At 64.5% G+C, this 13,479-nt stretch carries 12 protein-coding genes; 2 read left to right on the forward strand and 10 right to left on the reverse strand.

Annotation, left to right across the window (positions count from 1 at the left end):
- Window positions 1-50: 50 nt before the first annotated feature.
- The 6 genes from C5N93_RS21560 to argS form a co-directional block, all read right to left on the reverse strand.
- Window positions 51-1,370 carry an MFS transporter gene (locus C5N93_RS21560; protein WP_069343200.1) on the reverse strand — a complete coding sequence of 440 codons (1,320 nt, stop codon included), beginning with the start codon at window positions 1,368-1,370 and terminating at the stop codon, window positions 51-53.
- Window positions 1,371-1,608: 238 nt separating this feature from the next.
- A complete protein-coding gene (locus C5N93_RS21565; protein ID WP_242560840.1) occupies window positions 1,609-2,055 on the reverse strand; it encodes a hypothetical protein in 447 nt (148 codons plus the stop codon).
- A gap of 428 nt (window positions 2,056-2,483) precedes the next feature.
- Complete coding sequence (locus C5N93_RS21570; protein WP_242560841.1) at window positions 2,484-3,374, reverse strand: SDR family oxidoreductase; 891 nt, start codon at window positions 3,372-3,374, stop codon at window positions 2,484-2,486.
- Window positions 3,375-3,420: 46 nt separating this feature from the next.
- Window positions 3,421-4,101, reverse strand: coding sequence for a thiol:disulfide interchange protein DsbA/DsbL (locus C5N93_RS21575; RefSeq protein ID WP_150720954.1), 681 nt, complete (start codon window positions 4,099-4,101; stop codon window positions 3,421-3,423).
- A 247-nt stretch (window positions 4,102-4,348) separates the two neighbouring features.
- Entirely contained in the window at window positions 4,349-5,032 is a 684-nt protein-coding gene (locus C5N93_RS21580) for an SPOR domain-containing protein (protein ID WP_242560842.1), read from the reverse strand.
- A 61-nt stretch (window positions 5,033-5,093) separates the two neighbouring features.
- Window positions 5,094-6,857, reverse strand: a complete 1,764-nt coding sequence (argS, locus tag C5N93_RS21585) for an arginine--tRNA ligase (RefSeq protein WP_242560843.1) — start codon at window positions 6,855-6,857, stop codon at window positions 5,094-5,096.
- A gap of 150 nt (window positions 6,858-7,007) precedes the next feature.
- Here argS and C5N93_RS21590 point away from each other — a divergent pair, with 150 nt between their 5' ends.
- Window positions 7,008-7,331 (forward strand): DUF1840 domain-containing protein, encoded by a 324-nt coding sequence (locus C5N93_RS21590; RefSeq protein ID WP_242560844.1) that lies wholly within the window; start codon window positions 7,008-7,010, stop codon window positions 7,329-7,331.
- Between the two features lie 111 nt (window positions 7,332-7,442).
- Here the strand turns inward: C5N93_RS21590 and C5N93_RS21595 are convergent, their stop codons facing one another.
- The 4 genes from C5N93_RS21595 to C5N93_RS21610 all read right to left on the reverse strand — a co-directional run bounded on the left by C5N93_RS21595 (window position 7,443) and on the right by C5N93_RS21610 (window position 12,805).
- Window positions 7,443-7,778: a hypothetical protein gene (locus C5N93_RS21595; protein WP_150720958.1), complete on the reverse strand. Its 336-nt coding sequence runs from the start codon at window positions 7,776-7,778 to the stop codon at window positions 7,443-7,445.
- Between the two features lie 206 nt (window positions 7,779-7,984).
- Complete coding sequence (locus C5N93_RS21600) at window positions 7,985-8,695, reverse strand: MgtC/SapB family protein (protein WP_150721121.1); 711 nt, start codon at window positions 8,693-8,695, stop codon at window positions 7,985-7,987.
- A 144-nt stretch (window positions 8,696-8,839) separates the two neighbouring features.
- Entirely contained in the window at window positions 8,840-11,581 is a 2,742-nt protein-coding gene (metH, locus tag C5N93_RS21605) for a methionine synthase (protein WP_242560845.1), read from the reverse strand.
- A 123-nt stretch (window positions 11,582-11,704) separates the two neighbouring features.
- Window positions 11,705-12,805 carry a homocysteine S-methyltransferase family protein gene (locus C5N93_RS21610; RefSeq protein WP_242560846.1) on the reverse strand — a complete coding sequence of 367 codons (1,101 nt, stop codon included), beginning with the start codon at window positions 12,803-12,805 and terminating at the stop codon, window positions 11,705-11,707.
- A gap of 145 nt (window positions 12,806-12,950) precedes the next feature.
- On the opposite strand from C5N93_RS21610, the gene C5N93_RS21615 reads away from it, so the two are divergent.
- The gene (locus C5N93_RS21615) at window positions 12,951-13,343 is read left to right on the forward strand and encodes a rhodanese-like domain-containing protein (RefSeq protein ID WP_150720960.1); all 393 of its coding nucleotides are present in this window, start codon (window positions 12,951-12,953) and stop codon (window positions 13,341-13,343) included.
- Window positions 13,344-13,479 lie beyond the last annotated feature (136 nt).

Raw genomic sequence — 13,479 nt, forward strand, 5'->3', positions numbered from 1 at the left:
TCATGGTGCAGTAATACTTGCGGCGTGTGCCGTACACGTGACTTATGACATCACGCGTGTTGTGCCGACGCCTGAATACTCCTGCCATCTCGGCCGAGCAGACCGTAGGTGACGAGGCTGATCGCCACCGTCAGCAGAATGTAATACGCCGGTGCAAGCGGGTTCTGAGTGACCTTGATCAGATACGTGATCCAGAACGGCGCGAGGCCGCCGAACAGCATCACCGAAACGTTGTACAGAATCGAGACGCCTGTGGAGCGCACACCGACCGGGAACACTTCCGTGACAGCCGTCGGGAACGCGCCCCACACGAAGCCCATGCAGATCGCCGGGAGAATCTGCGCGAGCAGCAGATTGCCCATCGACGGCGCACCGTGCAACCGCGTGAACATCCAGAACGACGTCAGCCCGTAGAGCAGCACGAAGAGCAGAATCAGCGGCTTACGGCCCACCCGATCCGAGATCCAGCCCGTGAGCGGGCACATCGCGGCAATCAGCATGGCGGCGATGAACGTCGACAGGCTCGCGGCGCCTTGCGTCAGACCGAGTTGCTTCACGGCGTAGATCGGCGTGTAGATCAGCGTGACGTAGAACGACGTCGTGGCCGCGACCGTCAGACCGAAGCCTGCGATGAGCGAGCGATAGTGCTTCGAGAAGACGTCCGCGAGCGGCGTGCGGCGCGTGGGTTCGCGCGCCGCGGCATAGGCGAGGAATTCCGGCGATTCCGTCATGCGGCGCCGGATGTAGAAACCCACCGGGCCGATCAGAATCCCGAACAGGAACGGCAGACGCCAGCCCCACGATTCGAGCGCTTCTTTCGACAGCCCCGAGTTCAGCACGTACGCGCACAGCCCCGCGAGAGCGACGGCGAGTGCCTGCGAGCACATCTGGAAACTGCCGTAGAAGCCGCGCAGATTCGGCGGCGAGAACTCGATGAGCATGGCCGTCGAACCGCCGAATTCGCCACCGGCGGAGAAGCCCTGGATCACGCGCGCGAGCAGGATCAGCAGCGGCGCGGCGAAGCCGATGGTCGCGTACGTCGGGGCGATGCCGATGAGGCCCGTGCCAAGCGCCATGAGCAACACCATCACGGAGAGCGCCGACTTGCGTCCGGCGCGATCGGCGTACAGCCCGAAGGCGAGTCCGCCGATGGGGCGGAAGAAGAACGCCACACCGAGTGATGCCACGCTCGCCAGCAGCGAGGTCGTGTCGTTATCCGCGGGGAAGAAGAGTTTCGCGATGACCACCGCGAAGAGACCGTAGACCGTGAAATCGAACCACTCGAATGCGTTGCCCAACGTGGAGCCGATGACCGCTTTGCGTCGCAGCGCCGGATCGATGACCGGCGTGCCGGTAGGGGTTGTCTGCATGTGCCTCTCCTGCTTGGTTGAGAGTGCCGCAGGCGGATCGGTAGCCGACAGACAGGTCGTCGACACGCGTCCGCTCTCTGGCGGCGAGTCCGGATTGACGTCGTGTTTACCTCTGTTCAAGTTACACGGACACTCTAACGCAGGTTTGGAATGCACCACAACGGGTCAAAAATACGACCGAATCTTGCGCAGGACGGCTTGTTTCACGCATGGAATGCGACAAAGGGGGGATGTTGCTTCAGCGATTTCCCCGGCTGCCTTTCCAGCGATAGTCGCGCTGACCGACCCAGTCCCAGCCCCCGGTGTACGGATTGAATTCGTAGCCCTCGCGGTATTCGCTGGTGTAGCAGCCGCCTTTCTCCAGATAGCAGCGCTCGCGCAGGAAGTGCGCGGCGTCGCGCGACGAGCGAGGTTGGGCCGGTGCGACGACGACGGGAGGACGCGGCCCGACGATCACCGGCGCTGGTGTGACGATGACAGGGGCGGGGCCGATGATGGTTGGCGCTGGTGTGACGACGACAGGGGCTGGCGGGACAATGGTCGGCGCCGGTGTGACGATGACGGGAGCGGGTGAGATGACGGCCGGCGCCGGTGTGACGATCACCGGTGCGGGGGCCACGATGGTGGGCGCGGGGCGCACGTATGACGCAGGCGGTCCGACGACCTGCCAATTGCCTGGATCCATCGCGGCGCATCCGGCTAACGCGGCAACGACGGGCACTGCGATCAGGCGGAAGACGTGAACAGAGGAGATGACCGGAATAAAGGGGACAAAGGGGACAAAGACGGCCGGGCTGGAGACGCGTCGGAGAAAAAGCTGACTGAGGAATCGGCGTGGGGCGACGCCGCGTAAGTAGCAAGCACGCGATTCGGCTTGCGAAGACATGGCGTTCATGGGAGCACCGCAGGTTAGGAATGCGGGGCACTGTATCGCGCCAGACTCGCCATGCTTCGGCTTTCCGGCGCTTTTTGGGGGATGTCCGAGCCAGACATCCGTGAGCGGCGTGGGCAGTGCTTAACTCGTCGCTCGACGCGCCCCTGAACCCGCCACGCCGGGGTGGCGCATGTCGATCTCGTCGACGCTTACCGACGCGCCGTGTCCGGGGCCGAGGCTCAGGACTTACGGCTTGTATCGCCCTCGTCGCTCTCGCGCTGCGTCGAGTTTCCCGTATCCGTCGCCCCCGCAGCTTTCGCGGCCCTTGCCGCCTCGCGCGCTTGCCGCTGCGCCATCGTCGGCTTACGGGGCGCGCGGGCGAACAGCATGTCGTAGAGCCAGCGCGGCAGGCATCGCATGGCGAATGCCACGATGCCCATCGGCCACGGCAACACCGCAAAACGCTTACGACGGGCGATCGCGGCAGCCGCCTTGCGGGCGAACTTGTCCGAGTCCATCAGGAACGGCATCGGGAACGGATTGCCGTCCGTCATCGGTGTGCGAATGTAGCCCGGCGCGATCGTCACGACAGCGACTTTGTCCGCACGCATCTCGACGCGCAGGCTTTCCAGATATGTCATTGCCGCCGCCTTCGACGCACTGTACGCCCCATGCCCCGGCAGTCCGCGAACCCCCGCAACACTGCCGATGCCGACAAGCGTGCCGCGCTTGCGCTCGCGCATGGGGCCGACGAACGGGCTGAACGTGGCGACCATCGCCATCCAGTTCGTGTCCATGACGGAGGCGAAGTGCGGCAGGTCGGCCGCATCTTCCGTATTCACACCGTGACTGATCCCCGCATTGGCGATCACGATGTCCGGCACGCCGTGGCGTGACATGAAGTCGCCGGCGGCCGCGCGCAGCGCGAGGGCGTCGCGCACGTCGAGCGCATAGCAATGCACGGCATGCGGGTGTGGCAGCGTGGCGGCCAGATCGGTCAGCTTGTCGCCGCGACGGCCGACGAGGCCCAGAATTGCGCCTTGCGCAGCATAGTGACGCGCGAGCGCCTGCCCCAGCCCGCTGGACGCGCCGGTGATGAAGACCTTCGGAGATGTCGTGTGTGTTGCCATATAACGCAAAAGCCCGGCCGGGGCCGGGCTTTGTGAGCGGCGAAGCTTACAGCTTCTTCGCGCGGATCTGATTGATGATCGAGTCGGCCGTCTTGAGCGCCGCATCGAACGTTTGCTGCTCGGTCGTGGCCGGCTTGCCGGCCTTTTGCATCGCGTCGCCCGACGTCGCCGGCGAGACGAGGTACTTGCCCTGAATCGCAATCGTCGGCACGCCGTCGATCTTGTAGTCCTGCCACGTCTTGTTGGCCGTCTTCACGTTGGCAGCCGTCGAGAAGCCGTTGTAGGCGTCCATGTACTTCTGCTTGTCGATGCCGAACTGCGCGAGGAAGTCGGCTTGCTGCTGCGCCGTGAGCAGATAGTTGTGCTTGACGTGGATCTCGTTGAAGACCTTCGGCGTGAGTTCGGCTTCACGGCCAAGCGCCGTCAGTGCGAAGAACATGCGGGTGTGCGGCTCGAAGCGGTCCTGGAAGGCGACCGGCACGCGCTTGAACACGACGTCCTTGCCCTGCGCCTTGACCCACTTCTCCAGCGTCGGCTCCAGCGCATTGCAGTGCGGGCAGCCATACCAGAAGAATTCGGTCACTTCGATCTTGCCCGGACCGGCCGACGTCGGCTGCTGCGGAATCGTCAGATAGTCGGTCCCCGCGACCGGTGCTTCAGGCGAGGCCGAGGCGACACCCGAGAGGAAACCGAAAGAAATCAGTACGGCACCAAGAAGTTTTTTCATGATCGTTGTTTAGGAGTGAGGCAGACGCGTCGCGTATCGGCGGCGCACCCGCGAAACCATATCCCGGATTCAGGCAAATTAGCCAGTGCATATGACCGGCGATGCGCTGCCGGGTTCAACGTCCCGCTTCGGCAGCGAACGCAGCCCCAATGATGCGGGGTTTTGCCATTCCTTGCCGGGCGGGGGCCTGACAGTTTCGAGGGGAGAAACAAAAGGCGTTGCCCTTACGGTGCAACGCCTCTCGCGTTCATTGCTTCGTGAAACGGATGACTGCCGTGTCGTACCCGCCGTCCTGCAGGCGTTGACGCACGTGATTCATCTCGTCGAGCTTGCCGTACGGGCCGAGACGCACGCGGAAGAGCGTCAGACCGTTGGCATCGCGCTGCGTGACCTTCGCTTCGAAGCCCGACAGGGCCAGCTTGGCGCGCAGTTGTTCGGCGTCGCTCTGCGACTTGAACGCGCCGACTTGCAGGTAGTAACCCGTGCTGGCGTTATCCGTGGCGCTCGCGGGCGGCGTGGTCGGGGGCGCGACCGGCACCGTCGACTTGCCGTTCAGGATGTCGGCCGGCGACGGCTTCGTCTGGGCCGGCGGCGTGGCCGGGGCCGTCGGGGCCGAGGCGACCGGCGGCTGCACCGGAACGCCCGGTACGAGCGGCGACGACTCGACCGCCGATGCCGTATCCGGCACGGCAGCGCCCGACGCGGCACCCGGCAGCGGCGTACGCGGCTGGAGCGACTTGTTCGGGTCCGGTGCCTGTGCGGCCGGCGAGTTGTCGGCCGGACGCGGCGGCGTCTTTTCGACGAACGGCGTCGGCGTCTTCGTGATGTAGAGCGCAACGACGACGGCAACGGCCAGCCCAACGATCAGGCCGAGCACGATGCCCAGAAAAGTACCGCCCCGCTGGCGGGGTGGTCGACGTGTGTTTGCCATCGAGTCGATTCCGTCCTTACAGAGTTCCGATGCGGCTTGCCGTTCGGAGTGGTTGGATAACTTACATCTTGGCCGGGGCCGACACGCCCAGCACGGCAAGCCCGTTGCGCAGCACCTGACGCGTCGCCGCCAGCAGCGCGAGACGCGCATGCTTCACGGTTTCGTCGTCCACCAGCACGCGATCCGAGTTGTAGAAGGAGTGGAACGCGCCTGCCAGATCCCGCAGATAGAAGGCCACGGCGTGCGGCGCAAGTTCCTCGGCGGCACGCGTGAGCATGTCCGGGTACTCGGCGAGCAGTTGCAGCAGCGCGAGCGCGCGTTCGCTGTCGAGCGGCGCGAGATCGGCGTTGGCCAGTGCGGCTTCGTCACCGCCCCATTGCGTGAGGATCGAGCAGATACGCGCGTGCGCGTATTGCACGTAATACACCGGGTTCTCGTCGTTCTGCTTGAGCGCGAGATCCACGTCGAACACGAATTCGGTATCGGCCTTGCGCGAAATTAGGAAGAAACGCACGGCATCGCGACCACGGCGCAGGGCGTCTTCACGCTCGGTGGGGTCCGTCACCGGCGTTTCTGCCGTAATGCCGCCCGACCATTCGATCAGGTCGCGCACTGTCACATAGCTGCCCGCGCGCTTGGAGATTTTCACCTCTTCGCCGTTGCGCATGACGGTAACCATCTTGTGCAGCACGTAGTCGGGGTAGCCCTTCGGAATGCCGATGCCCAGCGCTTGCAGGCCGGCGCGCACGCGGGCGATGGTGCCGTGGTGGTCCGAGCCCTGCACGTTGATGACCTGATGGAAGCCGCGATCCCACTTGCGCGTGTGATACGCAACGTCCGGCACGAAGTACGTGTACGTGCCGTCGGACTTGCGCATCACGCGGTCCTTGTCGTCGCCGTAGTCGGTCGTGCGCAGCCACAGCGCGCCTTCCTGCTCGTACGTCACGCCGGCGTCGATGAGCGCCTGCACGGTGCGTTCGACGCTGCCGTCGGCGTACAGCGACGATTCGAGATAGTACTGATCGAAGATCACGCCGAACGTCTGCAGGTCGATGTCCTGCTCGCGGCGCAGATACGCCACGGCGAATGCACGGATCGAGTCAATATCTTCGATGTCGCCGCTGCCGGTGACGGGCGCGCCGTCGGACGCCTGCACGGTCTTGCCGGCGAGGAAGTCCTGCGCGATATCGCCGATGTAGTCGCCGTTGTAGGCCGACTCCGGCCATTCGGCGTCGCCCGGCTTGAAGCCGCGTGCGCGGGCCTGCACCGACATGGCGAGCGTCTGGATCTGCACGCCGGCGTCGTTGTAATAGAACTCGCGGTGGACCGCACGGCCCTGCGTGCCGAGCAGCGCGGAGATCGTGTCGCCGAGAGCCGCCTGACGGCCGTGACCCACGTGCAGCGGGCCGGTCGGGTTAGCGGAGACGAATTCGATGAGCACCGGCACCGCTTCGTTGCTGGCGGCGCGGCGGCCGAAGGCGGCGCCTTCGGTCAGGATCGCGCGGGCGACCGACTGCTTGGTGGCATTGGCCAGGCGCAGGTTGATGAAGCCCGGGCCGGCGATTTCGACGGCGTCGACGAGACCCTTGGCACGGGCGTCGGCGAGCATCGCGTCGGCAATCTTCTGGGCCAGCTCGCGCGGATTGGCGCGCAACGGCTTGGCGAGTTGCATCGCCACGTTACAGGCCAGATCGCCGTGTGCGGCGACTTTCGGGCGTTCGAGCAGGATGACGGGCGCGGCAGGCGCGGTGCCGTCCGCAGGCATCAAACCGGCGACGACGTCGCCGATCAGCGCGACGAGAGCATTCTTTTGGGCGGGTAGCATTGGCGGGTGTTTCGGGCGTCCAGACACGTCCGGACAGGCAGTTGAATCGTCAGCACCGGATTTTAACAGGTGTATGATGAAGTCACGGTACCCCTCCTTGCGTAACAATTCAGGGACGGTGGTGGTGATAACTCGAAAAGGGAGCCAACCATGCTGGTAACGTTCACGGCGCATGCGTCGCCTACGATCAACATGCTGGAGAATCTGGCGCAATTGCTGCTGGGTATCGTCGGGAAGAAGGTCGGCGAGCGCGGTGCGATCGGGTCGGATGAGACGGGAGCCGCCATCGCGAAGCTCGAAGCGGCTATCGCGGAAGACAAGGCCGCTGCCGACAAGGAAAACGAAGGCAAGAAGTCCGACGAGCGCGATGACGACAATCGTCTGCGTCTGTCGCAACGTGCCTATCCGCTGCTGAACATGCTGAGGGAAGCGAACGCCGAAGGCGGCGCTGTCATGTGGGAAGTCAGCCGCTGAGTTCAGCGCACCGGGCCATCCCGGTGCATGCGACGAGCGCACGAAACGAGCGCACAAAAAAGCAGGCCGCAAATTGCGGGCCTGCTTTTTTTTCGGCGGCCGTTTCGAGAATTACTGGGCCTTGCCCGGTGCGTTATCCGGCGCGTTCGTGGCGCCATTACCGGTGTTGCCGTTGTTCGGGGTCTTCTTGGTGCTGTGACGCGGCTTCTGCGCCTTGGAATTCGGATGCGGGTCCGACGGCGTCATCGTCTGTGCGCCCGGCGTCGGTGCCTGACGCGAATTCGGCGAGGCCTGACTCGGCATCGGAGTCGACGGGTCCGTCGTCGTGCCTCCGCCAGGGCCGGCTGCGCCGCCACCTGCCGAACCTTGAGCGAAACTCAGTGCCGAGGCACCGGCGAGGGTCAGGGCGGCGACGGACGCTGCGATCGAATAAGTCAGCTTCTTCATCAGATGGACTCCTTTGCTTTGCGCTGCACACGGAAGGAATATCTTTCGTGCAGGCATCACTTGCGTTAGTGAGATTCCAGTCTAAGAAGCTGAGTCACGCTGTGCTGTAAGGCTTTGTAATGGAATGTAATTCGGAAAATTCCTGGGAACTTTCCCGATTTCTCTCGCGAATACGTAATCAACGCCCGTCGTGCGGCGCCTAATGATTAGTCATCCGAACGACTTGACCAGAACACCTGATTGACGCCGGGAAGCGTTTCCAGATGATCGGTGAGCGCATCGAGTTCGCCGGCCTTGACGGCGGTCGGCAGCAGCAGCGCCTCGATTTCGACTTCCGACTCGCCGAACGGGTGGATGTCGAGCGCACGCACCGGGTAGTTCGACGCTTCGAGCCACGCTTCCACCTTGTCGAGCACGTCGCGCTGCGTGGTGCGGGCGCAGATGACGGACAGCGCATACGTGGCTTCCGAGGTCGCCTCGTTGATCGGCGCCCGGTTGATGCGGTTGACGACAGGCCGCAGCAACGTGTTGGCCGCCAGCACGAAGAACGCCACGACGACGGCTTCGACGATCAGGCTGGCGCCCGCTGCCGCACCGACGGCGGCTGATCCCCACAGCGTGGCGGCGGTGTTCAGGCCGCGCACCGACGCCCCGTCCTTCATGATCGCGCCCGCGCCGAGGAAGCCGACGCCCGACACGACATACGCAATCACGCGCGTATCGCCCGGCATGAGCCGCATCGACAGATCGACGAATGCGGCGGCGCCAACGGCCACCAGTACGTTGGTCCGCAACCCCGCTGTGCGTTGCCGGACCTGACGCTCCACGCCGATGATCGTGCCGAGAATGAACGCCACGGCGAGCGACACGAGGGTGTTGAGCAGCGGGAGGAGGTGGAAATTCTGGATGCTGTTCAGGGCTTGCATGGAACGTCTCGACAGGAGCCTGCGGTCATGTTGCGCCGCCGCATTATGGCACCGGGATTTGACGGGGGGAAGGCATGCTGCCGGGAGGGCGGGGCGACGTGTTGTTTTTCGTCGCCCCGGTAGCGATGACGAGGATTACGACAGTTGCGGGGCCAGCAGACGGCGCGCCGTGGCTTCATCCACGCCGGTGCGCTCCATGAAGTCCTCGACCTGATCGGGGCCGATCTTGCCGAGCGTGAAGTACGTGCTGTCCGGATGCGACAGGTAGAAGCCCGAGACGCTGGCGGCCGGCAGCATGGCCATCGATTCCGTCACGCTCATGCCGACGTCGTGCGCTTGCAGGTAGTGGAACATCGGGCCCTTGACCGAGTGCTCCGGGCAGGCGGGATAGCCGGGGGCCGGGCGAATGCCGATGTACTTCTCCTTGATGAGCGCGTCGTTGTCGAGCTGCTCGTCGGCCGCGTAGCCCCAGAAGTCACGGCGCACACGTGCGTGCATGCACTCGGCGAAGGCTTCGGCCAGACGGTCGGCCAGCGCCTTGAGCATGATGGCGCTGTAGTCGTCGTGCGTGGCGAGGAAACCGGCTTCCTTCGCGTCCACGCCGAGCCCCGCCGTCACGGCGAACACGCCGATGTAGTCGGCCACGCCGCTGTCCTTGGGGGCGATGAAATCGGCCAGCGAGCGGTTCGGGCGACGCACGCCATCCACCACCGGGCGCTCGCTCTGCTGACGCAGGTTGTGCCACGTGAACGCGACTTCCGAGCGCGACTCGTCGGTGTAGATCTCGATGTCGTCGTCGTTCACCACGTTCGCCGGCAGCATCGCGATCACGGCGTTGGCCGTCAGCCAGCGGCCCTTGATCAGGCGATCGAGCATGGCCTTGCCGTCCTCGAACACGCGCCGGGCCGAGTCGCCGACGATCTCGTCGGTGAGGATCGCCGGGTACGGTCCGGCGAGGTCCCACGTCTGGAAGAACGGACCCCAGTCGATGTAGTCCGCGAGTTCGGCCAGATCGTAGTTCTTGAACAGGCGCCGTCCGATGAACTTCGGCTTCGGCGGCACGTAGCTCGACCAGTCGACCTTGAACTTGTTCTCGCGCGCGGTGGCGAGCGACACCATCGGCGTGGCCTTGCGGTTCGCATGCTGTGCGCGCACGCGGTCGTAATCCGTCTTCACCTCGTCGAGGTAGCGCTCGGCGGCGTCGTCGGAGAGCAGGTTCGAGGCGACCGAGACGGAGCGCGAGGCGTCCGGCACGTAGATGACCGGGCCTTCGTAGTGCGGCGCGATCTTCACGGCGGTGTGCACGCGCGAGGTCGTGGCGCCGCCGATGAGCAGCGGAATGTTGCGCAGACGGAAGTAGTCGTCGCGCTGCATTTCCGACGCCACGTAGGCCATCTCTTCCAGGCTCGGCGTGATGAGTCCCGACAGGCCGATGATGTCGGCGCCTTCTTCCTTCGCCTTGGCGAGTATCTCGGCGCACGGCACCATCACGCCCATGTTGACGACTTCGAAGTTATTGCACTGAAGCACCACGGTGACGATGTTCTTGCCGATGTCGTGCACGTCGCCCTTGACCGTGGCGATCACGATCTTGCCCTTGGAGCGCACATCCTCGCCGGCAGCGGCCATGCGCGCCTTCTCTTCCTCGATGAACGGCACGAGGTGCGCCACGGCCTGCTTCATCACGCGCGCGCTCTTCACGACCTGCGGCAGGAACATCTTGCCTGCGCCGAACAGGTCGCCCACGACGTTCATGCCGTCCATGAGCGGGCCTTCGATGACCTGAATCGGGCGACCGCCCGCATCGGCGATCTTCTGGCGCACTTCCTCGGTGTCTTCGACGATGAAGGTCGTGATGCCGTGTACCAGCGCATGCGCGAGACGCGCTTCGACCGGCTGATTGCGCCACTCCAGATTCTCTTCGCGCTTGGCGGCGCCGCCCTTGAAGCGGTCGGCGATCTCCAGCAGACGCTCGGTGCTGTCCTCGCGACGGTTGAGCACCACGTCTTCCACGCGCTCACGCAGTTCCGGGTCGAGGTTCTCATACACGCCGAGCTGACCGGCGTTGACGATGCCCATGTCCATGCCCGCCTGAATCGCGTGGTACAGGAACACCGTGTGAATCGCTTCGCGCACGAGATCGTTGCCGCGGAACGAGAACGAGACGTTCGACACGCCGCCGCTGATCTTCGCGCCGGGCAGGTTCTGCTTGATCCAGCGCGTGGCGTTGATGAAGTCGACGGCGTAGTTGTTGTGCTCTTCGATGCCGGTGGCGACTGCGAAGATGTTCGGATCGAAGATGATGTCTTCGGGCGGGAAGCCCACTTCGTCGACCAGCACGCGATAGCTGCGCTCGCAGATTTCGGTCTTGCGCTGGTAGGTGTCGGCCTGTCCCTGTTCGTCGAACGCCATGACCACGGCCGCCGCGCCGTAGCGGCGAATGCGCTTGGCGTGATGCACGAAGGCTTCCTTGCCTTCCTTGAGCGAGATCGAGTTGACGATGGCCTTGCCCTGCACGCACTTCAGACCGGCTTCGATCACTTCCCACTTCGACGAGTCGATCATGATCGGCACGCGCGCGATGTCCGGCTCCGAGGCGATCAGGTTCATGAAGCGAACCATCGCGGCCTTGGAGTCGAGCATGGCCTCGTCCATGTTGATGTCGATGACCTGCGCGCCGTTCTCGACCTGCTGGCGGGCAACCGCGAGCGCTTCGTCGAACTGGCCGTTCAGGATCATGCGTGCGAACGCTTTCGAGCCGGTGACGTTGGTACGCTCGCCGACGTTCACGAAAAGCGTGCCCGCGCCGATGTTGAAGGGCTCGAGGCCGGACAGGCGCATCGGCTGGACCGACGGTTCGACAGACGTTTGACTCATGGGGCAATCCGTTCAGTGGTTAGTGCATCGTGCGGACGAGGGGTGATGCGTCGCGCCTATACGCCGCTTCGTCGCTTCGTCGCTTCGTAGCTTCGTAGCTTCGTAGCTGCGTCGCCTCGTCGCTTACGCGTCCTCGTCATTGCGATACTGCGACGGCCAGCGACGCGGCTTCACGTCCGCGAGCGCCTTGGCGATCTCGGCGATGTGCTCGGGCGTGGTGCCGCAGCAGCCGCCGGCCAGATTCACGAGACCGGCCTGTGCGAACTCCTTGAGCAGGCCGGACGTCACGTCGGGCGTCTCGTCGAAGCCCGTGTCGCTCATCGGGTTGGGCAGGCCGGCGTTCGGGTAGACCGACACATAGGTGTTGCACAGCTTGGCCAGCTCGGCGATGTACGGGCGCATGAGCGTCGCGCCGAGCGCGCAGTTCAGGCCGAAGGTGAGCGGACGTGCGTGACGCAGCGAGTTCCAGAACGCTTCCACGGTCTGGCCCGACAGAATGCGCCCGGAGGCGTCCGTCACCGTGCCGGAAATCATGATCGGCAGGATCTCGCCGGTGTCCTCGAACAGTTCGTCGATGGCGAAGAGCGCGGCCTTGGCGTTGAGCGTGTCGAAGATCGTCTCGACCAGGAACAGGTCCACGCCGCCTTCCATGAGCGACTTCGCCTGCGCGTAGTACGCGTCGCGCAACTGGTCGAAGTCGACGTTGCGTGCGCCGGGGTCGTTCACGTCCGGGCTGATGCTCGCGGTCTTGGGCGTCGGGCCGACGGCGCCGGCGGCAAAACGGGGCTTGTCCGGCGTGCTGAACGCGGCGCAGGCTTCACGGGCCAGACGCGCCGACTCGCGGTTCATCTCGTCGGCCAGATCTTCCATGTGGTAATCGGCCTGCGCGATCGTCGTCGCCCCGAAGGTGTTCGTCTCGATGATGTCGGCGCCGGCAGCCAGATACTGACGGTGGATTTCGCTGATGACGTCCGGGCGGGTGAGCGAGAGCAGCTCGTTGTTGCCCTTGACGTCGTGCGCGAAGTCGGCGAAACGCGCGCCGCGGTACTGTGCTTCGTCCAGCTTGTACCGCTGAATCATCGTTCCCATGGCGCCGTCCAGGATCAGGATGCGCTGTTCGAGCAGCGCAGGCAGGGTCTGACCGCGCGTGTATGGCAGTGCATTCGGCAGTGCATTCGAAGCGGCAGGCCGTGCGCTTGCGGCGGATGGGGTTGCGGTGCTCATGAAGGACGTCGCCTTGGAGTGGCCGGAAAACCTATAATTGTAATGGTTTTCGCGAATGCCGCCCGCGCGCCGACGCCCGAGAACGGGGCTGTCGGGACGCCCGCAGGGCGGTGTCATCCAACTTTCCCGAAGTTTTGTCGACGAAATGGAATTCCTGCTCCCGAGCGCCGCTCACAAGTTCCTGCAAGCCAATGCCAACGCGCTGTTCGTGGATTGCCGCAGCGAGATGGAACACCTGTTCGTCGGCCATCCGGTCGGCGCCATCCACGTGGCGTGGAACGACGGCCCGGACTGGGAGATCAACCCGCACTTCGTGCAGAGCGTGCGCAAGCTGGCCGGGGCCGGAGGCGAGCGTCCCGTCATGCTCATCTGCCGCAGCGGCAACCGCAGCATGGCGGCGGGCGAGGCGCTGGAGGCGGCGGGCTTTGTGAATGTGTACGGGGTGCTGCACGGCTTCGAGGGCGATCTGGACGCCACCCATCACCGCAATGCCGTCAACGGCTGGCGTTTCGATGGGTTGCCATGGCAGCAATGCTGAGCCGGCGTCCTGCCGACGCCCGGCAAGCCTGATAAGCCTGGAAGGCCTGAAAAGCCTGACATGAGGTCAGGCGTACGGCCGGATTCCCATCCCATGAAAAAACCCTCGCCGAGGCGAGGGTTTTTCGTGTGGCTGC

This window comes from Pandoraea sp. LA3 (genome assembly GCF_022696215.1).
Lineage (GTDB): Bacteria > Pseudomonadota > Gammaproteobacteria > Burkholderiales > Burkholderiaceae > Pandoraea > Pandoraea capi.